Origin of the sequence: Microbacterium paraoxydans, assembly GCF_020524545.1 — a bacterium.
GTDB classification, from domain to species: domain Bacteria; phylum Actinomycetota; class Actinomycetes; order Actinomycetales; family Microbacteriaceae; genus Microbacterium; species Microbacterium paraoxydans_C.
Genome location: NZ_JAIVLG010000001.1, coordinates 301,738 through 323,406, shown reverse-complemented (window position 1 = coordinate 323,406; position 21,669 = coordinate 301,738). Strand labels below are relative to the sequence as shown.

Genomic DNA, 21,669 nt, shown 5'->3' with positions numbered 1-21,669 from the left:
TCTGCGCACCGGCGTATGCTTGTCTGCATGCGAACCACCTTGAACCTCTCCGAGGCGCTCGCGGCCGAGGCCAAGGCACGCGCCGCGGCGGAGGGCCGCACCTTCACGAGCTTCATCGAAGAGGCTCTGCGCGAGCACCTGGCGAAGCGCCCGGCCGCTGCGCCCGTTGAGCCCCTGCCGACCTTCGGAGACCCGCGCACGTCGCAGTTCCTCGTCGATATCGATGACCGGGACGCCCTGTGGGGTGCGCTGGACGAGGGTCCGATCCGATGATCGTTCCCGACGTCAACATCCTCGTCTACGCCTTCCGCGCCGACTCCGCGGAGCATCAGACCTACGCGCCCTGGCTGAACGAGACCCTGGTCCGCGAACAGATCGGTGTCTCCGACACCATCCTCAGCGGGTTCGTCCGCATCGTCACTCACCCCCGGATCACCACCGTCCCCGCACCGATCGACGCCGCGATGACCTTCGCCCGCAGCCTCGTCGCTGCACCGCGCACCCAGTGGCTCACGGCGGGGGCACCGTCCTGGAACCGGCTCGAATCTCTCACCGCGGTCGATCAGGGTATCCGGGGAAACCTCGTCCCTGACGCGTACATCGCCGCGCTGACTCTGGCGAACGGCGCACGCCTCGCCACACGCGACCGCGGATTCGGACGATTCCCCGACCTCAGATGGTTCGATCCAGCGATGGACACTCGCGCCCACGGCTCCCGTTGACCCTACGGTCGTCGGGATGGGGCACGACCCCGTCATCCTTCGTCATATCCACCCAGGGAATTCTCAGGCAGCCCTAGCGTGGTGCCTCATGGCGCGCACCCGGCGCACCACGAATCCTGGAGTTCCCACCCCATGAGCACCACCGCACGCGCGCAGAAGGCGCCTGACACCCGCGGACCGGTCCGGAAGCTGCTGACGTCCTTCGGCTTCCAGATCCTCGCAGCCCTCGTCCTCGGCATCGCTGCCGGTCTGATCGGCCGCCAACTCGGCGCCACCGCCCAGAACCCGACCGGCCTGTCCGCGACCCTCGACACGATCGGCAGCTCGTACGTCACCCTGCTGCGCGCGGCCGTCGTCCCGCTGATCTTCACGGCCATCGTCGCCAGCATCTCGAACCTGCGCCGGGTCCAGAACGCCGCCCGTCTGGCCGGTCAGACGATCCTCTGGTTCGCGATCACCGCGTTCATCGCCGTCATCATCGGCATCGTCCTCGGACTCGTGATCCAGCCCGGCAACCGCGCGGGTGACGGTCTCGAGCCTGGCGACCCGTACACGGTCGGCACCTGGTGGAACTTCCTCCTCGGACTGATCCCGCAGAACTTCCTCGGCCTCACGGTCAGCACCTCGCCCGGCGCGGCCGAGGGCACCTTCTCGTCGAGCGTCGGCTTCAACATCCTCCAGGTGATCGTGGTCGCCGCGGTCATCGGCATCGCCGCGCTCAAAGCCGGGAAGAAGGCCGAGCCGTTCCTCGTCTTCACCGAGTCGCTGCTGAAGGTCATCCAGCGCGTGCTGTGGTGGATCATCCGCATCGCCCCGATCGGCACCTTCGGCCTCATCGGGTCGGCTGTGATCAAGTACGGCTGGGAGAAGCTGGCGTCCCTCGGATGGTTCGCCGCTGCGGTCTACATCGGCCTCGCGCTGGTGCTCTTCGTCGTCTACCCGGTCCTGGTACGCACGCACGGCCTGTCGATCAGACAGTACTTCTCGGGCGTCTGGCCGGCCGTCCAGCTCGCCTTCGTCAGCCGCTCATCGATCGGCACGCTGCCCCTCACCGAGCGCGTCACCGAGCGCAACCTGGGCGTGCCCCGCTCCTACGCATCGTTCGCCGTGCCGCTGGGCGCAACGACCAAGATGGACGGCTGCGCCGCGATCTACCCTGCCATCGCCGCGATCTTCGTGGCTCAGTTCTTCGGCATCGAACTGAACTTCGTGCAGTACCTGCTGATCGTGATCGTCTCCGTCGTGGGTTCCGCCGCCACCGCAGGAACCACCGGCGCCGTCGTGATGCTCACGCTGACGCTGTCGACGCTCGGCTTGCCGCTGGAAGGCGTCGGACTGCTGCTCGCGATCGACCCGATCCTCGACATGGGCCGCACCGCGGTCAACGTCGCCGGCCAGGCGCTGATCCCGACGATCGTCGCAAAACGGGAAGGCATCCTGGACGAGGAGCTCTACAACGCTCCCCGCGAGGGGCTCCCCTTCGCGGACGACTCGGGAGACGACGAGGGCGCTCCGGAGTCGGACGCTTCCTCCGACAAGGAGCCGGTCACCGCCCGCTGACCCTCCCTGATCCGCACGCCGAGACCCACCCGCCTCGCCGAGCCCCACCGCGGCACACGTCGCAGAGGATGGGTTTCGACGACGACGGTGGGTCTCGGCGAAAGCGAGCCGGCGACGAGCGGCGGACGAGGAGGGGCGGGAGTCAGGCGCGGCTCTGCGGGCGCGTGGCACCGCGGGTGTCGAGCGCGAGCTCTTCGGCATCCATCGCGGCGATCAGCTCGCGCATGACCTCTTCATCGAGGTTGCCGGCATCGCGCTCGGAGAGGAGGATCTCGCGCCGCACCTGCAACCAGCCCTTGGTCAAGGCCACCAGGTCCTCGTACGAGGGCCGGTTCACGGCATCCTCCACCTTCTGCACCGCGTCGGTGTCCTTCTCGACCCGGGTCATCCGCTTCGTGAAGGCGTCGAAGACTCCGAGGTCGACCTCGCCGTACTTCCCCTCCCACTCGACCCGCTTCTTCGCGAGGTACGCCTTGCCGGCCTCGTGACTCTTCTCCCGGACGGCGGCGAGCGCCTCCTGGTCCTCTTCCTCGTCGATGTCGCTCGCGATACCGAGACCACGGATCAGCAGCGGGAGCGTGAGTCCCTGGATCAGCAACGTGCCGACGGTCACGATGAAGGTGACGACGACGATGGCGTGCGACGCCTCGGTGTCGAGGGTCGCGAGGTCGGCTGCGGCGACCGCGATCGCGAGAGTCACCACACCGCGCATCCCCGCCCAGGAGATGACGGCGCTGTCCTTCCAGCTGAGCTGCAGCCCCGCCATCCGCTCACGCACGATATGGCTGCGCAGCTCTTCGGCCGAGTAGTCCCCCCAGCGACGGGACTTCCTGCGCCGCTTCTCGAATTCCTCGGTCTGAACTCCGCGATCCCAGCGTTCGAGCCGCCGGCGATCCTGGAAGTTCGCCCACGCACTGGTCGGATAGATGTAGAGCGGTCGCACGATGAGCACGACGAGCAGCACCGCTCCGGCGAGCAGCAGGATCCGCCCGACCGACTCGCTGCCCAGGTCGCTGAGCACGCGAGGGAACTGCAGCCCGATGTACGCGAACACGAAGCTCTCCAGCAGCAGATCCGCGGAGAGCCACAGCGGCTTCTCCTGCTGCCGCGTGGTGTAGTCGGTGCGCGGCGAGTTGTAGCCGACGTAGAGGCCCATGGCGACGACCGCGAGCACGCCGGATCCGAGCAGGTGCTCGGCGATCGCGTAGGCACCGAACGGGGCGAGGAGCCCGAACGTCCCGATCACGACCGGGTCGCCGATGCGGGTGCGCAACTGGTGCAGGCCGATTCCGAACACCAGACCCACGCCGACGCCGACGCCGACCGCCAGGAGGAACTGCCAGATGCCGTCCCAGACGGTCAGCGTCGCGCCCGCGAGGATCGCCGCGAACACCCGGTACAGCGTGAGTGAGGTCGCGTCGTTGATCAGGCTCTCCCCGGAGAGCACGGTCATGATGCGCCGGGGCAGTCCGAGACGGCGGCCGATCGCCGCGGCCGACACCGCATCCGGCGGAGCCACGATCGCTCCGAGCAGCAACGCCCCGGGGAGGGTCAGCGCGGGCAGGAGCCACCAGGCCACGAACCCCACCGCGATGGCGGTGAGCAGCACGAGCCAGATGCCGAGCCGGCGGATCTGCGGCAGGCTGCGCCGGAAGCCGACGAACGAGACGTCGAGCGCGGCCGAGTACAGCAGCGGCGGCAGCACCAGGCTGAGCAGCAGGTGGCCGTCGATGTTCAGGTCGGGCACGAACGGCAGGAACGATGCGGCGAGCGCCACGACGGTCACGAGCAGCGGTGCGGGCCACCCTCTCCAACGCGCGAACGCGGCCACGGCGACGGACCCGACGAGGACGTAGAAGATGGCTGCTTCCATGGGGGCAACGCTACCGAAGCCCGTCGGCCGCCCGGTGCCGGGTCAGTTCACCAGGGGATCACGTGATCGTAGAGGTGATCGTTTCGAGTGTCGGACGCCGCTGAACGCAGGAAGAGCGGCAACATGGCGTCGCGCAGCGCGATCCCCCATCGCGATCTCGTCACCCGCTTGTGCCTGTTGACCTGCCGGGCGTACGCGACGACCTCCTCCGCGCGCGGACGCCGCTCCCGCTCGTATCCGGCGAACGCGTTCTCATGTCCGTCGTCGTCGCGGAGGTGGCGCGCAAGGGTGATCGCGTCCTCCAGAGCGAGAGAGGCGCCCTGCCCGGCGCTCGGCGACGTCGCATGGACCGCGTCGCCTGCGAGCACGAGCCGCCCCCGGTGCCAGTGGGGCACGTGCGTGAGATCGGACAGTGCGTACGCACCGACTTCCCCCACGACGTGGTCGAGGATCTGCGGGACCGGATACGGGTCATCGGCATGCAGTTCCCGCAACCTCGCCACCCACTCCGCCCCCGTCAAAGCCCCGATCGCGGCGCGCGTCATGCCAGGATCCGTGACGTTCGCGAACCAGTAGGCCGTGCCGTCGTCGCGCACCAGATAGCCGAAGAACGACTTCGCTCCGAACACCATGTACTGCTCGCCAGGGGTCGGGTCGAGTCCGGGAACCCGCGCGAAGCCTCCGACACTGATCAGACCGCTCCCTGCCGGCGCAGGCGCGTCGGGGTCTATCTCCGTGCGCACCAGCGATCCCACCCCGTCCGCTCCGATGAGCACGTCGCCCTCCGCGGTGCTGCCGTCGGCGAAGTGCGCGACGATCCGATCCAGCCGCTCCTCGATGCGCTCAAGCCGCTTTCCGAAGGCGTACGCGACGCCGGCCGCCTCGACCCCCTCGCGCAGCACCTCGTGCAATCGCGCCCGGCGGACGACCACGCTCCCTCGCCCAGGATCACCGGCGGGTCCGTTCGGCACGACACCGAGGGTGCGCCCCTTCCCGCTGCGCATCACCATGCGCGGGCAGAGGTGCCCGTCGGCGACGAGGGCGTCGCGGAGATCGAGCCTGTCCAGCACGGCGAGACCGTTGGTGGCCACGTTGAGGAACAGGCCGCCGTACGCGCCGGGTTCGGTGCGCGCTTCGAAGACCTCGGCCTCCCACCCTGCACGCTGGAGGAACAGAGCGGTCGCCGGCCCTGCGACGCCACCGCCGATGATGATCGCCCTGGGCATGGGGAGGTCCCTTCGATAGTCTGAGAGAGAGGTAGAGAGTCTCTAAAAGCGAGTCTCTCGTATTTAGAGAGAATATCGGATGTCGAAACCATCGTCAACACGCGCTGCGGCGATCTCACGGCAGGGCGAGGTCATGCGGGAGTTCATGGCCAGGGCAGTCCTCTTCCAGGAGGCGGTCGCGCGTTCGGGCGGCCTCAACGGCACCGACCTTCAGGCGGTCGGTCTCCTCCTGAGCGAAGGCCCCGCCACCCCGGGCGAGCTGGCCACCCGCACGGGGCTGAGCGCGGGCGGCGCCATCACCGCCATGATCGACCGTCTGGAGCGGGCGGGATTCGTCACCCGCACACGCGACGAGACCGATCGCCGCCGAGTGATCGTGACCGCGGTCCCCGAAGCGGTGATGTCGCGCGTCGGGGATGTGTACGCTCGGGTGGCGCAGCGATGGAACGACTATCTCGACACCCTCACCGACGAGGAGATCGAGTTCGCGAACGAGCTCTTCGAACGTGCGGCTCGCGTGAACAAGGAAGCGGTCGAGGCGCTCCGCGACACGGTTCGCTCCTGAAAGGGTGACACCGCCACCTCCAAGGGGAATGACGCCGCACCGCGAGGCGTTGCACGAGAGGATGCCCGCTACAGCCCTCTCCGTCCTCGACCTCGTCCCCGTCCGCACCGGCCAGACCAGCGCCGAGGCCATCGCCTCCTCCCTGTCCCTCGCGGAGACCGCCGACCGCCTCGGCTATCGCCGCTACTGGTTCGCCGAGCACCACAACATGCCCGCTGTGGCCTCCACCACGCCGCCGGTGCTGATCGCCGCCGCGGCAACACGCACGACCCGCCTGCGGCTCGGGTCCGGCGGAGTGATGCTGCCCAACCACGCACCGCTCATCGTGGCCGAGCAGTTCGCGGCACTCGAGGCGATCGCACCGGGGCGCATCGACCTCGGCCTCGGGCGCGCTCCCGGCAGCGACCCGGTGATCACGCAGCTGCTCCGCGGTTCCGGGACCACGAGCGACGTCGAGCAGTTCCCCCGCCACGTCCAGGACATCGCCGCCCTCCTCTCCGGTGAAGGCGCCACCGTACGCTTCACCTCGGGCGGGGAGTACACCGTGCGCGCGACCCCGGCGGCGATCGGGGCCCCCGAGGTGTGGCTGCTCGGATCGAGCGACTACTCCGCCCAGCTCGCAGCCTCCCACGGGCTGCCCTACGTCTTCGCGAACCACTTCTCGGGACACGGCCTCGAGCGCGCACTCGACCTGTACCGCACCGGCTATCGCCCGAGCGAGGAGCACCCGGAACCGCGGACGTTCCTCACCGTGAACGCGGTTGCCGCGCCCACCTCGGAGGAAGCGGAGGCCCGCGCACTGCCGCAACTGCGGATGATGGCACGACTGCGACTGAACCAGCCCCTGCGAGCGCTCGAGACCGTGGAGGAGGCGCTCGCCGCGGAGACGGACCCCCAGACGGAAGAGGTCGTCCAGGCGGCCCGCTCGCGCTGGTTCGTCGGCACGGGCGAGAGTGTGGCCGCGGAGGTCCGCGCCTTCGCCGAACGCCACGGTGTCGACGAGGTCATGCTCTCTCCCGTCGCCGGCGCGTACGAGTCCGAGCCGAAGGACTCCCCGCTCGGCCGCGCCCAGTCCCTCGACCTCATCGCCACCGCCCTCTAACCCCCCGCCCCCGCCCGCGCCCCGTCCCCGCGGCCCGCGCCCGCGCCCGCGCCCGCTTGCGGGATCGAAAACGCACCTTCCCGGGCGTCCTGAGGCGCGTTTTTGATCCCGCATCCGGGGCGAGCGCTCTCCACAAGCCACAGTTGTCCACAGCTACCGGACCGCAAGGATGCCGGACGGCACAGAGCGGACGCACGCGCGCGACCATGGGCGGATGCGCCACCGGATCCCGCTCCCCGCTGAGCTCGGCCCCCGCTTCTCCGTCCGCCATGCCGACGCGTCGGGTGTCGGGCGCAAGCGGCACTCCGCGCGTGATCTCACCCGGCCGTATGCCGGCGTCCGCGCCGTTGATGCGCCCGCGACGTTCCAAGATCACGTGGAATGCTATGTGCCGAGGCTGCGATCGGGTCAGCGTTTCGCCGGGCGGACCGCCATGCGGCTCTGGGGGCTCCCCTTCCCGGCCCGCTGGACACCGGACGAGCCCCTGGACGTCGCGGTGGACACGCGCCGCTCTCCCCCACGCACCGCCGGCGTCCGTGGGCGTCGTGTCGCCTCGGGGCGCGCCCACTCCTGGGCGATCGGAACGGCACCGGTGGTCGATCCCGTGGCCGCACTCTTCCTCTGCGCCGCGGAGCTGTCCCGCGTACCGATGCTCGTCGCCCTCGAAGCTCTCGTCACCGCTGCCGACAACTACCCCGGTCTCCGCGAGGGCAGACCCTCGGTGAGCATCGAGATGATCGAACAGCGTCTCAGCGAGTGGGGGCGTTTCCCGGGGTGCGGGCGCATCCGCGCGGCTCTCCCCCATGTCCGCGGCGGAGTCGAGTCGCCGAAGGAGACCGAGACCAGGATGCTGCTGACCGACGCCGGGCTGCCCGAGCCCGAGATCCAGCACATCGTCCGGGCTGCCGGCCGCGCGATCGCCCGCGTCGACCTCGCCTATCCGCAGTGGCGCATCGCAATCGAGTATGAAGGGGACGGGCACCGCACGAGCCGGGAGCAGTGGCGCACGGACATCCGTCGACAGCGTGACCTCGAAGCCGCCGGGTGGATCGTGATCCGCGTCACCGAGCTCGACCTGCGCGACGGCGGCGCCGCCCTCGTCTCCCTCATCCGTCGGGCGATTTCCTCGCGCTGATCTCCGCGTGATCCGGTGCGGGATCAGAAACGTTCCGGCCAAGGCCGAGGGGGGTGCGTTTTCGATCTCGCCACCGCTTCGCGGATCCCGTCAAGGGGTGTCGACACCCGCGAGATCGGCGTACCCTCTACGGCAGAAAGGGGGTCCGATGATGAGCACCACCAAGACGCTCGCACTCTGGGTCGCATACGGACGCAACGGGGTGGTCGGCAGCATCCGGCACGACGACGACGGATACCACGTGACGATGGCGGAGGCGGATGCCGAAGCCAGCACCTATCCGAGCCTCGCCTCCGCGAAAGGTGCCCTGCACGCGCGCATGGCTCCCGGCAGCGACTGGCCGCGCTTCCAGGAGCATTGACCCCGATCCCGCACGTGCGGGATGAAAAACGCGCCTCCGTGACGTCTCGGAGGCGCGTTTTCGATCCCGCACCGAGGCGATCCCGCACCGCGGCACTCCCGCACCGCGGCGCTCCCGCACCGCGGCTACCCGGCACCGAGGCGATCCCGCACCGCGGCACCGGGGCACCGGGGCCGCGGTCAGGACTCGGGCTCGCCGGAGAGGATGCCGCGCAGCCAATCGCGCGCCTCGACGAACACGTCGTCCGAGTAGCGATCGGGGTACTGCACGATCTGGCGGTCCGCACGCGGATACGAACCGAGGAACACCACGCGCGGGCTGAAGCGCCGGATGCCGAGCAGTGCGTCGGCCATGCGCTCGTGCTCGATGTGCCCGTCCGCGTCGATCACGAACCGGTAGCGGCCCAGCTCATCGCCGATGGGCCGCGACTCGATGAGCGAGAGGTTGATGCCGCGGGTCGAGAACTGCTCCAGCATCTCGAGGAGTGAACCGGGGTGGTCGTGCGGGAGCTCGACGATCAGCGAGGTCTTGTCGGCGCCGGTGGGTTCAGGTGAGCGGGTCGTCCGCGTGACCAGCACGAAGCGGGTCACCGCCTGCGCGTTGTCGCCGATGCCCTCCGCGAGCACGTCGACGTCGTAGTGGCTCACGATGCCAGGAGCCGCGATGGCCGCCTGGGCGGCGAGCGTGCCGTCGAGGACGCCGATCGCCGAGGCCACGTTGCTCGAGGCGGGCACGTGCGAGTGCGAGGGCAGGTGCGTACCGAGCCAGCCGTGGCACTGCGCATAGGCGACGGGGTGCGCCGCGATCACCTCGACCTGATCGAGCGTCGTGCCGCGCGGGGCGACGAGCACGAAGTTCACCCGCACCAGGTACTCGCCGATGATGCGCAGCCCCGGCAAGGTCGCCAGCGCATCCTGTGTGGTGGAGACACCGCCCTCGATGGAGTTCTCGATCGCGATCATCGCGGCGTCGCTGCGCCCCTCGAGCACGTCGGCCAGCGCCTCACCCACGTTGTGCACGGGGCGCCAGGTCTGGCCACGAGCCTCGGCCACCTGATCGAGCGCCGCCTCCGTGAAGGTTCCGGCCGGGCCGAGATAGCTGTAGGTGCGGCGTTCAGTCACGGGTTTCACCTTAGCCCTCGGCGTGGCGACGGAGATACGCAGGACTTCTCGGATGCGATCCCGTCGCTCAAGGGGCAGACTGAGAGGATGACCAGCCGTGCCGGCCTCCCTGCGGAGGAAAGTGACCTGATCGACGTCGATGAACTCATCGCCGCCTACTACGACCGCACGCCGAACCCCGAGGTCGCGGCCGAGCGGGTCGTCTTCGGGACCAGCGGCCATCGCGGTTCCTCCCTGTCGAACAGCTTCAACGAGAACCACATCCTCGCCACGACCCAGGCGATCGTGGACTACCGTGCCGCCCAGGGCATCACGGGTCCCCTGTTCCTCGGCCGGGACACGCACGCTCTCTCGCTGCCCGCCGAGCGCAGCGCCATCGAGGTGCTGCTCGCGAACGGTGTGGACGTGCGCGTCGACGCCCGCGACTCGTGGGTGCCGACCCCCGCCCTCAGCCACGCGATCCTGAGCTACAACCGCGGACGCGCAGCCGACGACCCCGGGCGCGCAGACGGCATCGTCGTGACGCCGTCGCACAACCCGCCGCGCGACGGCGGTTTCAAGTACAACCCGCCGCACGGGGGCCCCGCCGACACGGACGCCACGAGCTGGATCGCCGACCGCGCGAACGCGCTGATCGCGGCGGGGCTCGAAGGCGTGAAGCTCGAGCGCTTCGCGGACATCGACTGGGATGCCCTCACCGGCTACGACTTCCGCGAGGCGTACGTCCGCGACCTGCCGTCGATCATCGACCTCGATGCGATCCGCACGGCCGGGGTGCGCATCGGCGCGGATCCTCTGGGCGGCGCCTCCGTGGAGTACTGGGCGCTCATCGCCGAGATGCACGACCTCGACCTGGACGTGGTGAACCCTGAGGTCGACCCGACGTGGCGCTTCATGACCCTGGACTGGGACGAGAAGATCCGGATGGATCCGTCGTCGCCCTCCGCGATGGCATCGCTGGTCGCGAAGAAGGGCGACTACGACGTGCTGACCGGGAACGACGCCGACGCCGACCGGCACGGCATCGTGACCCCGGATGCCGGTCTGATGAACCCGAACCACTATCTGGCCGTGGCGATCGACTATCTGTTCTCGCATCGGCAGGACTGGCCACGGGATGCAGCGATCGGGAAGACGCTCGTGTCGTCGATGATCATCGACCGCGTCGCCGAATCGCTCGGCCGCCGGCTGCTGGAGGTTCCGGTCGGGTTCAAGTGGTTCGTCCCCGGCCTCCTCGACGGCTCGGTCGCGTTCGGCGGCGAGGAGTCGGCGGGAGCGTCCTTCCTCCGCAAGGACGGCTCCGTCTGGTCGACCGACAAGGACGGCATCCTGCTGTGCCTCCTGGCCGCCGAGATCATCGCCGTCACGGGCAAGACGCCCTCGGAACGCTATGCCGAGCTGGAAGAGGCCTTCGGCGCCTCGGCCTACCAGCGGGTCGACGCCCCCGCGACACCGGAGCAGAAGGCCATGCTCGGGGCGCTCGCCCCCGAGTCGGTGACGGCCACCGCCCTCGCCGGCGAGGAGATCACGGCGAAGCTCTCGCACGCGCCGGGCAACGGCGCGGCGATCGGAGGGCTCAAGGTGCAGACGGAGCACGCGTGGTTCGCGGCGCGCCCGTCCGGAACGGAAGACGTCTACAAGCTCTATGCCGAGAGCCTGCGCGGCCCCGAGCACCTCGCGGAGGTGCAGGCGGAGGCCCGTGCCGTCGTGTCGGCCGCCCTCGGCGGCTGACCCTCGCGGGGCTTCGTCTCAGCCCGCGGCGGAACGGGCCAGAGCGATGCCCGCCTCGCGCAGCCATCGCGCAGGCTCGGCGAGCGCCGCCTCAGACGAGCCGGCCAGCTCGGTGAGTGAAGCGGACGCCGCGAAGAGCGTGGTGTCGGCGTCCTCGGTGATGCGCCCCGCCGCAACCATCGCGCGCGTGCGGGCGTCCGCGGCCAGACCCGCGAGGAACGAAGGCACCTTGCCGTCGCCGGACTGCCCGTCATAGGACCCCTCGCCTGTGATGACCACATCCGCGTCGGCGATCGCCTCGGCTAGCCCGATGAGGTCCGCGACCTCGGACGCGCCGGGGGCGAGCACCCCACCCCACACCACCAGGGCCGCGCCGGTTCCTCCGGCCGCGCCGTTCCCCGCCCCCGCCGGATCGATGCCCAGCAGGGCGGCGAGGCGGCGCAGCCCGTCGTCCACGAGCGCGATGTCGTCCGGTGCGCGCAGCCCCTTCTGCGGGCCGAACACCGCGGCGGCCCCGCGCGGACCGACGAGCGGATTGGTCACGTCGGTGAGCACGCGCACCTCCGGTGCGGGGCGGAGTCCGGAGAGGTCGACCGAGGAGATGTCCCCGAGGCCCCGGGCGCCCGGAGCAACAGGGTCGCCCGCAGCATCGAGGAACCGCGCCCCCAACGCCGTCAGCATGCCGGTGCCGCCGTCGGTCGAGGCGCTCGATCCGATGCCGACGACGAGGCGCGAGACCCCGTGATCGAGTGCGGCCGCCATGGCCTGCCCGAGCCCCGCAGTGTCTGCGTCCCAGGGCCGTAGCTGCTCCAGCAGCTCGATACCCGACGTCGAGCCGAGGTCGACGACGGCCGTTCCCGCGGGAGCATCCTTAGTCGGGGGAAGCAGCAGCCAGAAGGTGTCGATCCGGTGCCCGGCCGGTCCGTCGACCGAGACCGGCATCCGCACGGCCCCCGGAACCGCGGCCTCGAACGCCGCCACGGTCCCCTCTCCCCCGTCCGCCATGGGGCGGTGCACGAACGCGGCCGTGGGGTCGACGCTTGCCCATCCCTCGGCGAGCGCCGCCGCGGCATCGGCTGCGGTGATCGTGCCCTTGAAGCTGTCCGGTGCCAGGACGACCCTCGTCACGATGCCACTCCCGGTGTGCTGTCCCGGACGACGACTTCGAGCGGCAAGGGCGCCTGCTCCCAATCGGCGTCGACCGTGGCGCGGAACGCCTGATATCCGACCTCGCTCAGCGGCACCCGCACGGTCGTGAGGGCGGGAGTCACGTCGCCGCTCACCGGCACGTCATCGAAGCCGCAGACCGCGATGTCGACGCCGACCTCGCGACCCGCATCGCGGATCGCCGACATCGCCCCGAGCGCCACCACGTCGCTGATCCCGAACACGAGTGTCCCGGGGGCGACACCGTCGGCGAGCACCGCCGCCATCTCGGCCGCACCGGACTCGCGGCGGAAGCCCCCTCTGCGCACGCTCTCGACCGCACCTCCGGCGCCCTCGAAGCCGGCGCGGAAACCCGCGAGGCGATCGTCCGAGGTGCGCACTCCCTCTGCCGCTCCGAGGGCGATCGCCGACCGGTAGCCGAGTCCGGCCATCCGCCGACCCAGGGCCTCCGCACCCGCACGGTTGTCGATCTCGATGTGGCGATCGCCGCCTCCGTCCGGACCGAAGGCGACCACCCTGCCGCCCAGACGAGCGAACTCTCCCAGCTCATGCGCGGTGTCGACCTCGGTGGGCTCCTGTGTGCGGGACGCGGCGAGGATCAGCCCCCGCGGTCGCTGCCCTCGCAGCGCACGGACGATCCGCGCCTCGCGAGCCTGGTCGCGTTCGGTGATGGAGATCGTGACGACGAGCCCGTGCTCGTCCGCTCCGCGGGCCACTCCCGAGGCGATCAGGCCGAAGTACGGGTCGGCGATGTCCGCGACCAGCAGGGCGATGACCGGCGATGTGCCACGCGCGGTGGCCTGCGCGGAGACGTTCGCGGTGTACCCGAGCTGATCGGCTGCCGCCTGCACGCGCTCGCGGAACTGCTCCGCGACCTTGCGCTCCGAGCCGTTGAGCACGCGCGAGGCGGTGGCCAGGGAGACGCCCGCCTCCCGGGCGACGTCATGCAACGTGGGGGCTGGTCCGCGCGCAGGGCGCGGGGCGCGGGAGGTCGACCGCTCCGAAGGCGATGCGGGCTTCGTCATGACCCAGAGCCTACTTCTCCGGATCGCGTCCCGCTCTGTCCGCCCGACGGGAGCACGGCATCACGCGAGGTGCGGGGAGACGGCCGCGGCGAAGGTCTGAGCGGTACGACGCACCACGTTCTCCGGAGCATCGGCCCAGATGTCCGCGTTGAAGATCTCGACCTCGATGTCACGGTCGTACCCGGTCGCGACGACGGCACGCGTGAGCGGGCCGAAGTCGATCACCCCGTCGCCCGTGTAGTGCCGGGAGAGCAGCACGTCGGAGGGGAGCGGGGTTTTCCAGTCGCACACCTGATAGGTCGCGATCCGGCCCTCCCTCCCCGCACGCGCGATCTGCTCGAGCACCTGCGGGTCCCACCAGATGTGGAACGTGTCGACGGCGGCGCCCACGGTCTCGGCATCGAAGTCGGCGGCGATGTCCAGTGCCTGGCCGAGCGTGGACACGACCGCGCGGTCCGACGCATACATCGGATGCAGCGGCTCGATCGCGAGCGTCACCCCGGCCGCCTTCGCCTCGGGGACCAGCGTCCCGATGGCATCGCGCACCCGCTCGCGCGCACCGACCAGATCGCGCGAACCCTCGGGCAGGCCTCCTGCGACGAGGACGAGCACAGCGGTCGAGCCCTCGGCCCCGGCGGCGGCCAGCGTGGCGGTCTCCTCGATGGCACGACGGTTGTCGTCCAGGGCCGCATCCCGCTCGAGGCCGTCGGGCAGCGTGAAGAAGCCGCCCCGGCAGTGCGTCGAGAAGCGCAGCCCCGAATCCTGGAGCATCCGCGCCGCCTCCTCCAGCCCGACCTCGTTCACAGGTTCACGCCAGAGACCGATCGCGCTCACCCCCGCGGCGGCCGTGACCCGCAGAGCCGTGGCGAGGTCGGCGTGCTTGATGGTCGCCTGGTTGATCGACAGGCGTGGATCCGGGCTCTGCACGGGAACACTCATGCGTCCACCCCGTTCAGCCGGAGCAGGCCGTGCCAGCGCTCTCGGGCGAGCTCGGGGAGCTCCAGTGCGTGCGACGAGTTTGCCAGCTCGACGATGCGGCTGAGGTGGGGGAGGCTCCGCGCCGAATGCAGCCCGCCGACCATCTGGAACGCGGGCTGGTGTCCGTTGAGCCAGGCGAGAAAGGCGACACCGGTCTTGTAGTAGAAAGTGGGTGCGGCGAACACCTGCCGGCTGAGGCATTCGGTCGGGCCGAGGATCTCGGCATAGCACGCGGGATCCCCCGCGTCGAGCGCCTGGATCGCGGCAGAGGCGACCGGAGTGATCGCGGCGAAAGCGCCGAGCAGGGCATCGGAGTGCGTCTGCGCATCGGCGGCACCCCCGATCAGACCGACGTAGTTGAAGTCGTCGCCGGTGAACATGCGCACCCCCTCGGGGAGGCGCTCACGCACCGAGATCTCGGACTCGGCGTTCAGCAGACTCATCTTGACGCCCGCGACCTTGCCCTCGCTCTCGGCGATGATCTGCAGGAGCACCTCGGATGCGGAGCGCCAGTCCTCCGCGCCGAAGTATCCGGCGAGTTCCGGGTCGAAGGCCGTGCCCAGCCAGTGCAGCACCACGGGCGTCGTGGCACGAGAGAGGACCTCGCGATAGACGCGGCGGTAGTCGGCGGCATCCTCCGCGGCGCGGGCGAGGTGGCGCGAGGCCATGAGCACGGGCCCGGCGCCCTGCTCCTCGGCGAACTCCAGCTGTTCGAGATACGCCGCGATCACCCGATCCAGCGAGATCTGCGACTCGGCGATGTGGTCGGTGTTGACCCCCACCACGACGGAGCCGCCTTCCTCGCGGGCGACCTCGGCGCTGCGGGTGATCAGCTCGCGCGTGGCCGCGGGGTCCAGCCCCATGTTCCGCTGCGCGGTGTCCATCGCATCCGCGACGCCCAGGCCCCACGAATACACGTGACGACGGAACGCCAGCGTCGCATCCCAATCGATGTCGGCCGGCTGCCCCGGAGTGTTGTCGGCGTGCACCTTCGGCACGACGTGGGCGGCGGCATACGCGACCCTGCTCTGGAGCGGGGCGGAAGGCCGCGTGTAGGGGGCCGCGTCGACGAGGCCGACCTCGTCGACGGCGCCGGTCGCGCGGAGGAGGCGGAGCGTGCTCATGCGGGGCCTCCGGCTCAGTCCAGCGTCAACGACTCGAGGGCGATCTTGCGTCCCTCAGCGCTCGATCGCAGACCGGCCTCCGCGAACTGCACACCACGGGCGCCCGCGAGCAGATCGAACGGATAGTCGGTGCCCTCCGCATAGGAGACCAGGTACTCCTCCCACTGCTGACGGAAGCCATTGAGGAAGATGTCGTTGGTCGGCACCTTCTGCCAGTCGGCGTCATAGTCGCGGGTGTCCTCCAGATCCGGGTTCCACACGGGCTTGGGGGTGGCGTTGCGCGGCTGGATCTTCGCGCCGAACAGGCCGACCACGGCGGAGCCGTGCGTTCCGTCGACCTGGAACTCGACCAGCTCGTCGCGGTTCACGCGCACGGTCCACGAGGAGTTGATCTCGGCGATCACGCCGCCGTCCAGCTCGAAGATCCCGTAGGCGGCGTCCTCGGCCGTCGCGGCGTAGTGCTCGCCCTTCTCGTCCCAGCGGTCCGGGATGTGCACGGCCGCCTGCGCGTAGACGCTCTTGACCCCGCCGAAGAGATTCTCGAGCACGTAGTTCCAGTGCGGGAACATGTCGGTGATGATGCCGCCCCCGTCTTCGGTGCGGTAGTTCCAGCTCGGCCGCTGCGCGGGCTGCCAGTCGCCCTCGAAGACCCAGTAGCCGAACTCGCCGCGCACGGACAGGATGCGACCGAAGAAGCCGGAGTCGATCAACCGCTTGAGCTTCTGCAGCCCCGGAAGATAGAGCTTGTCGTGCACGACGCCGGTCTTGACCCCGGCGCGCTGCGCCAGACGGGCGAGCTCGACGGCCTCCTCCAGCGACTCGGCGGTGGGCTTCTCCGTGTAGATCGCCTTGCCAGCGGCGATGGCCTTGCGAAGCGCAGCGGCACGCGCCTTCGTCACCAGGAAGTCGGCGTAGATCTCCCACTGCGGATCCGCGAGCGCCGCGTCGAGGTCGGTGGTCCAGTCGGCGATGTCGTGCTTCGCCGCGAGTTCTGCGAGCTTGGCCTCACTGCGCCCCACGAGGATCGGCTTCACCGTGAGACGGGATCCGTCGGGGAGCTCGATGCCGCCGTCGTCGCGGATCGCGAGAATCGAGCGCACGAGGTGCTGCCGGTATCCCATGCGCCCGGAGACGCCGTTCATGATGATCCCGATCTCGCGGGTGTTCGCCTGTGCCATGGTGTTCCGTTTCTGTGTCGGGAGGCTGCTCGTGCTTCCGATCCATCAACCGGAAAGCGCTTTCCGTGATCCTGTCACGAGATGCCTCCGATCGCAACCACGCAACGCGGCCCGGACGGGGCAGTGCACGATCACCGGGTCCGCTGAGGCCCCCCGCCAGCGCCGAGACCCCCTCTCCCGCGCGGCGACAGGCGGGGGCGTCGGCGACAGGAGGGGGCGTCGGCGGCAGGAGGGGGCGTCGGCGTCAGGAGGGGGCGCGGCGTCAGGAGGGGGCGCGGCGTCAGCGCGGGGCGGTACTGGAGCGCTCGATCAGCGCGGTCGGGACGATGACGGACACCGCCTCTGCGGCAGCACCCTCGATCGCGGCCACGAGCGACGACACGGCGCGATGCGCGAGAGCCGCGAAGTCCTGATGGATCGTGGTCAGCGGAGGACGGTAGTTCGCCGCCTCCGGCACATCGTCGAACCCGATCACGCCGATGTCCTCCGGCACACGTCGTCCCGACTCGGCAAGCGCCCTCAGCAGGCCGAGCGCCATCTGGTCGTTGGCGCAGAACACGGCGGAGGCCGCGCGCAGCTCCCCACCCGCCGCATACCCCGAGTCCGCACTCCAGTCTCCGCGGACGATCTCGGGCGGACGAACGCCGGCGGCCACGAGGGTCTCGCGCCACCCACGCTCCCGCTCGATCGCGGCGAAGGAGTCGACGGGGCCCGCGAGATGGTGCACCGTGTCGTGGCCGAGAGCGAGGAGTCGAGCCGTGGCCGCGGCGGCGCCACCGGCATGATCGCTGTGCACCGACGCGAAGCCGGCTTCGATCGGAGCATCCACCACGACCAGGCGCAATCCCTCGGGCGGCCGCACCTGGGGCACGAGCGCGGACGCCTCGTTCAGCACGATCGCGCCGTCCACCTCCTGCTCGGAGAGCCGATCGAACGCCTCGGCCACACCGGCGGCTGCGGTCACCAGCGTGAGGGCGTAGCCGCGTTCAGCTGCAGCCTCCGCCGTGGCCTGCAGCATCCGCGAGTTGCCGACCGTGGCGAGAGTGGTGACGACGAGTCCGATGGTCTGCGAGCGACCGGTGCGCAGTGCCCGAGCGACGCGGTGCGGACGGTAGCCCAGCTCCGCCATCGCACGCTCGACCCGAGCACGGGTGGCGGGATCGACCCGCGGACTGTCGTTGACGACGCGCGAGACGGTCTGCCCCGAGACACCTGCGCGGGCGGCGACCATGGCCATCGACACACGACCCGTCGCCGGGCGTCGCCGATCGGACCCGAGGCCCTCGACCTGGCCGCGCTCGCTCACCCTGGCCCTCCGTCCTCCGGTTTACAACTCCGCAATGTTGACGTTACCACGGCGCTGTGCGTACCATGTTTACGTGAACACGCACGATTTTCCTGAGTTGCGCACAGAGTCCCTCGGCGCCGGCGTCGTCAAACGCAGCACCACCCTCGCCGACGGTCGCGATCTCTTCTACTACGACGAACCCGGCACGACCCTCGGCGCTGAGCGGTCGGTCGACTCGCGCACCCTCGACCCGCGCCCCGACACCGCGACCATGCGCTTGGACGTGCTCACCGGCGACTGGATCACGGTCGCGGCGAATCGGCAGAACCGCGTGATGATGCCGGGGGCGGATGCCGACCCGCTGGCACCGCAGACCCCCGGCAATCCGTCCGAGGTCCCATCGCGATACGACGTCGCGGTGTTCGAGAACCGCTCCCCCGCATTCGGCCCCGCGCTCACCGAAGCCGTGGGCGGCGCGCCCCGGGCGTCCCAGGCACCGCGCGGGCTCGACGACCTCGCCGCCCTGGGTCTCGGCCGCACCCGCGCCGCCGTCGGACGTTGCGAGGTCGTCTGCTTCAGCCCGGAGCACTCCGGCTCGTTCGGCACGCAGTCCGAGACCCGCGCGCGCACCGTGATCGAGGCCTGGGCCGATCGCACCGCCGCGCTGTCGACACTGCCCGGTATCGAGCAGGTGTTCCCCTTCGAGAACCGCGGTGAGGCGATCGGCGTCACCCTGCCGCATCCACACGGTCAGATCTACGCCTACCCGTATGTGACCCCGCGCACCGCTCGCGTGCTGGAGTCGATCGACCGGACGGCGCCCGACCTGTTCCAGCGCATCCTCGAGTCCGAGCAGGCGTCGGATCGCGTGGTCCTCCGCGGCGAGCACTGGACCGCCTTCGTGCCGTTCGCCGCCCGCTGGCCGCTCGAAGTGCACCTGATGCCGCACCGCCATGTCCCCGACCTCGCCGAGACGAGTTCGGCCGAGCGCGACGAGCTCGCCCCGCTCTACCTGCGTCTTCTTCGGGGCGTCGACGCCCTCTACGACTCCCCCACCCCGTACATCGCCGCCTGGCATCAGGCACCGGTGCACGTCGGCCGCGACACCGTGCGCCTGCACCTGCAGCTGACGAGTCCGCGCCGCGCCGCCGACAAGCTGAAGTACCTCGCCGGCTCCGAGGCCGCGATGTGGGCCTGGGCGGCCGAAGTACCCCCGGAGACGGGGGCTGCTCGTCTCCGCGAGGCCATCGAGCGCGCGTCGCCGACCACCACCGCAGAAGGAGCTTCCGCATGACCGCGGCCCACGACGACGCACGAGCGCACTACACCGAGCTCACGGGACGGCGGCCGGACGGCGTCTGGTCGGCCCCCGGCCGGGTGAACCTCATCGGCGAGCACACCGACTACAACGACGGCTTCGTCCTGCCGTTCGCCATCCCCCAGCGCACCTTCGCCGCGGTCGGACGCCGCGACGACGACCGCGTACGGGTCAGCTCCCGCTTCGCCTCGGATCCGGTCGAGGTGGGCCTCGACGAGCTCGACCGCCTCTTCCCGACCGCGCCGGGCACGCCTCCGGCCGTTCCCGAATGGGCCGCCTACCCGCTCGGTGTCGCGTGGGCGCTGCGCCAGGCCGCGACCGGGGACGACGCGATCAGCGGTGTCGACATCGCGATCGCCTCCGACGTGCCGGTCGGAGCCGGGCTCTCCTCTTCCGCGGCGATCGAGGGGGCGACCGCCTCCGCGCTCGACGAGCTGTGGGGCACCGACCTCAACGGCACGGCCCTCGCCCGCATCGGACGACGCGCCGAGAACGAGGCCGTCGGCGCCCCCACGGGGATCATGGACCAGATGGCGTCCATGCTCGGAGCGCCGGACACCGCGCTCTTCCTCGACTGCCGCTCGCTCCAGACCGAACTCGTGCCCCTCGGGATCGTCGAGGCGGGCCTCGCGATCCTCGTGATCGACACGCGCGTGAAGCACGCCCACTCCACGGGCGGCTACCGCGATCGTCGTGTCTCCTGCGAGCGCGGCGCCGCGGCTCTGGGGGTGCCCGCACTGCGCGACGTCTCGATCGCCGAGCTGACCCGCGCCCAGGAGCGGATGGACGACGAGACCTTCCGCCGTGCGCGGCACATCGTGACGGAGAACCAGCGCGTGGTCGACACCGTTCGGACGCTCCGCTCGGACGGCGCGAGGGCGATCGGCGACCTCCTCATCGCCTCGCACGCATCGATGCGCGACGACTTCGAGATCTCGACCCCCGAGCTCGACACTGCGGTCGACACCGCACGGGACGCAGGGGCCCTGGGGGCGCGGATGACCGGTGGCGGCTTCGGCGGTGCGGCCATCGCGTTGATCGAGCAGGATGCCGTCGACACGGTGTCGGATGCCGTGCACCGCGCCTTCTCCGCATCCGGATTCGACGCGCCGCACCTGTTCACGGTCTCGCCGTCGGCAGGTCCGCGCCGCGACACCTGACAGAATGTTCCGTGGGGCCGCGCCGGGGGTGCGCGGCGGGGAGAGAGAAGCACATGTCCTGGATCGTCACCGGCGGCGCCGGCTACATCGGAGCCCACGTCGTCCGCGCCCTCGCTGCTGCCGGACTCACCCCCGTCGTCCTCGACGACCTGTCGAGCGGAATCGCACGGTTCGTGCCCGAGGGCGTGCCGTTCGTGCGGGGGAGCATCCTCGACCGCGCGCTCGTCGAGAAGACGCTGCGCGACCACGACGCGGAAGGCGTGATCCACGTCGCCGGGTACAAGTACGCAGGTGTCTCGGTGCAGCGCCCCCTGCACACCTACGCCCAGAACGTCGAGGGCACCCGGATCATCCTCGAGGCCATGGAGGCCGCTGGGGTCTCGAACATCGTGTTCTCCTCCTCGGCCGCCGTGTTCGGCACCCCCGAGGTCGCGCTGGTCGTCGAGGACACCGCGAAGAAGCCGGCCAGTCCGTACGGGGAGTCGAAGCTCATCGGGGAATGGCTGCTGCGCGACCAGGCGATCGCGACGGCCGAGTCCGCACGCCCGCTGCGTCACACCTCGCTGCGATACTTCAACGTCGTGGGGTCGGCTGACCCGACGGTGTACGACGTGAGCCCGCACAACCTCTTCCCGATCGTGTTCGAGGCGCTGCTCGAGGGCAGGACGCCGAAGATCTTCGGCGACGACTACGCCACCGAGGACGGCACCAACGTGCGCGACTACGTGCACGTTGGCGACATCGCGGCGGCACACGTGGCCGCAGCCCAGCGCCTCGCCGACGGCCGGCCGATCGAGACCGCGTACAACCTCGGATCCGGCGACGGACTCAGCGTCATGCAGATCATGGATGCCGTCGCCCGCGTCACCGGCATCGACTTCACCCCCGAGATCGGGCCCCGGCGTCCTGGCGACCCCGACCGCATCGTGGCCACCGGGGAGCTCGCCGCGCGCGACCTCGACTGGACGATGCGGTACACCGTCGACGAGATGGTGCGCACGGGCTGGGAGGCACGGAAGGCGGCGTCCCTCTAGC

Annotated in this window: 20 protein-coding genes; 11 read left to right on the top strand and 9 right to left on the bottom strand. The window is 70.3% G+C overall.

The features are described 5' to 3' along the window. Positions 1 to 27: 27 nt before the first annotated feature. The 3 genes from LC041_RS01555 (at position 28) to LC041_RS01545 (ending at position 2,282) form a co-directional block, all read left to right on the top strand. A complete protein-coding gene (locus LC041_RS01555) occupies positions 28 to 273 on the top strand; it encodes a CopG family transcriptional regulator (RefSeq protein WP_226531218.1) in 246 nt (81 codons plus the stop codon). Beyond that, positions 270 to 722, top strand: a complete 453-nt coding sequence (locus tag LC041_RS01550) for a TA system VapC family ribonuclease toxin (protein ID WP_226531217.1) — start codon at positions 270 to 272, stop codon at positions 720 to 722. The genes LC041_RS01555 and LC041_RS01550 overlap by 4 nt, the downstream gene beginning before the upstream one ends. A 132-nt stretch (positions 723 to 854) precedes the next feature. Further along, positions 855 to 2,282: a dicarboxylate/amino acid:cation symporter gene (locus tag LC041_RS01545; protein ID WP_226531216.1), complete on the top strand. Its 1,428-nt coding sequence runs from the start codon at positions 855 to 857 to the stop codon at positions 2,280 to 2,282. 142 nt (positions 2,283 to 2,424) lie between these two features. Here LC041_RS01545 and LC041_RS01540 read toward each other — a convergent pair whose 3' ends face one another. Together LC041_RS01540 and LC041_RS01535 are read right to left on the bottom strand one after the other, a co-directional pair. After that, positions 2,425 to 4,155 carry a cation:proton antiporter gene (locus tag LC041_RS01540; protein WP_226531215.1) on the bottom strand — a complete coding sequence of 577 codons (1,731 nt, stop codon included), beginning with the start codon at positions 4,153 to 4,155 and terminating at the stop codon, positions 2,425 to 2,427. 47 nt (positions 4,156 to 4,202) lie between these two features. Beyond that, positions 4,203 to 5,381, bottom strand: a complete 1,179-nt coding sequence (locus LC041_RS01535; protein ID WP_226531214.1) for an FAD-dependent oxidoreductase — start codon at positions 5,379 to 5,381, stop codon at positions 4,203 to 4,205. A 79-nt stretch (positions 5,382 to 5,460) separates the two neighbouring features. On the opposite strand from LC041_RS01535, the gene LC041_RS01530 reads away from it, so the two are divergent. From LC041_RS01530 to LC041_RS01515, 4 genes are all read left to right on the top strand, one after another. Further along, on the top strand, positions 5,461 to 5,946 hold the full coding sequence (locus LC041_RS01530; RefSeq protein WP_226531213.1) for a MarR family winged helix-turn-helix transcriptional regulator: 486 nt from the start codon (positions 5,461 to 5,463) through the stop codon (positions 5,944 to 5,946). Between the two features lie 61 nt (positions 5,947 to 6,007). Then, positions 6,008 to 7,048, top strand: a complete 1,041-nt coding sequence (locus LC041_RS01525; protein ID WP_226531212.1) for an LLM class flavin-dependent oxidoreductase — start codon at positions 6,008 to 6,010, stop codon at positions 7,046 to 7,048. Between the two features lie 214 nt (positions 7,049 to 7,262). Then, the gene (locus tag LC041_RS01520; protein WP_226531211.1) at positions 7,263 to 8,183 is read left to right on the top strand and encodes an endonuclease domain-containing protein; all 921 of its coding nucleotides are present in this window, start codon (positions 7,263 to 7,265) and stop codon (positions 8,181 to 8,183) included. Between the two features lie 148 nt (positions 8,184 to 8,331). Further along, positions 8,332 to 8,544 carry a methyltransferase gene (locus LC041_RS01515; protein WP_226531210.1) on the top strand — a complete coding sequence of 71 codons (213 nt, stop codon included), beginning with the start codon at positions 8,332 to 8,334 and terminating at the stop codon, positions 8,542 to 8,544. Positions 8,545 to 8,723: 179 nt separating this feature from the next. Here LC041_RS01515 and pheA read toward each other — a convergent pair whose 3' ends face one another. Continuing rightward, positions 8,724 to 9,674, bottom strand: coding sequence for a prephenate dehydratase (gene pheA, locus LC041_RS01510; protein WP_226531209.1), 951 nt, complete (start codon positions 9,672 to 9,674; stop codon positions 8,724 to 8,726). A gap of 78 nt (positions 9,675 to 9,752) precedes the next feature. Here pheA and pgm point away from each other — a divergent pair, with 78 nt between their 5' ends. Next, the gene (gene pgm, locus LC041_RS01505) at positions 9,753 to 11,396 is read left to right on the top strand and encodes a phosphoglucomutase (alpha-D-glucose-1,6-bisphosphate-dependent) (RefSeq protein WP_226531208.1); all 1,644 of its coding nucleotides are present in this window, start codon (positions 9,753 to 9,755) and stop codon (positions 11,394 to 11,396) included. A gap of 18 nt (positions 11,397 to 11,414) precedes the next feature. Here the strand turns inward: pgm and LC041_RS01500 are convergent, their stop codons facing one another. The 6 genes from LC041_RS01500 to LC041_RS01475 all read right to left on the bottom strand — a co-directional run bounded on the left by LC041_RS01500 (position 11,415) and on the right by LC041_RS01475 (position 18,105). After that, the gene (locus LC041_RS01500; protein WP_226531207.1) at positions 11,415 to 12,524 is read right to left on the bottom strand and encodes a glycerate kinase; all 1,110 of its coding nucleotides are present in this window, start codon (positions 12,522 to 12,524) and stop codon (positions 11,415 to 11,417) included. Beyond that, positions 12,521 to 13,588, bottom strand: a complete 1,068-nt coding sequence (locus LC041_RS01495; RefSeq protein WP_226531206.1) for a LacI family DNA-binding transcriptional regulator — start codon at positions 13,586 to 13,588, stop codon at positions 12,521 to 12,523. Before LC041_RS01495 ends, LC041_RS01500 begins: the two co-directional genes overlap by 4 nt. A 60-nt stretch (positions 13,589 to 13,648) precedes the next feature. Beyond that, the gene (locus tag LC041_RS01490) at positions 13,649 to 14,527 is read right to left on the bottom strand and encodes a sugar phosphate isomerase/epimerase family protein (RefSeq protein WP_226531205.1); all 879 of its coding nucleotides are present in this window, start codon (positions 14,525 to 14,527) and stop codon (positions 13,649 to 13,651) included. Further along, complete coding sequence (locus tag LC041_RS01485) at positions 14,524 to 15,690, bottom strand: dihydrodipicolinate synthase family protein (protein WP_226531204.1); 1,167 nt, start codon at positions 15,688 to 15,690, stop codon at positions 14,524 to 14,526. The genes LC041_RS01490 and LC041_RS01485 overlap by 4 nt, the downstream gene beginning before the upstream one ends. Positions 15,691 to 15,704: 14 nt before the next feature. Next, complete coding sequence (locus LC041_RS01480) at positions 15,705 to 16,868, bottom strand: Gfo/Idh/MocA family protein (RefSeq protein ID WP_226531203.1); 1,164 nt, start codon at positions 16,866 to 16,868, stop codon at positions 15,705 to 15,707. A gap of 280 nt (positions 16,869 to 17,148) precedes the next feature. Beyond that, positions 17,149 to 18,105 (bottom strand): LacI family DNA-binding transcriptional regulator, encoded by a 957-nt coding sequence (locus LC041_RS01475; RefSeq protein WP_226531787.1) that lies wholly within the window; start codon positions 18,103 to 18,105, stop codon positions 17,149 to 17,151. A 142-nt stretch (positions 18,106 to 18,247) separates the two neighbouring features. Between LC041_RS01475 and galT the strand changes: the two genes are divergently transcribed. Genes galT through galE form a run of 3 tightly spaced genes read left to right on the top strand, consistent with a single transcriptional unit; the run spans position 18,248 to position 21,668 of the window. After that, entirely contained in the window at positions 18,248 to 19,450 is a 1,203-nt protein-coding gene (gene galT, locus LC041_RS01470; protein ID WP_226531202.1) for a galactose-1-phosphate uridylyltransferase, read from the top strand. After that, positions 19,447 to 20,634 carry a galactokinase gene (galK, locus tag LC041_RS01465; protein ID WP_226531201.1) on the top strand — a complete coding sequence of 396 codons (1,188 nt, stop codon included), beginning with the start codon at positions 19,447 to 19,449 and terminating at the stop codon, positions 20,632 to 20,634. The genes galT and galK overlap by 4 nt, the downstream gene beginning before the upstream one ends. Positions 20,635 to 20,687: 53 nt before the next feature. After that, positions 20,688 to 21,668 (top strand): UDP-glucose 4-epimerase GalE, encoded by a 981-nt coding sequence (galE, locus tag LC041_RS01460; protein WP_226531200.1) that lies wholly within the window; start codon positions 20,688 to 20,690, stop codon positions 21,666 to 21,668. Position 21,669 lies beyond the last annotated feature (1 nt).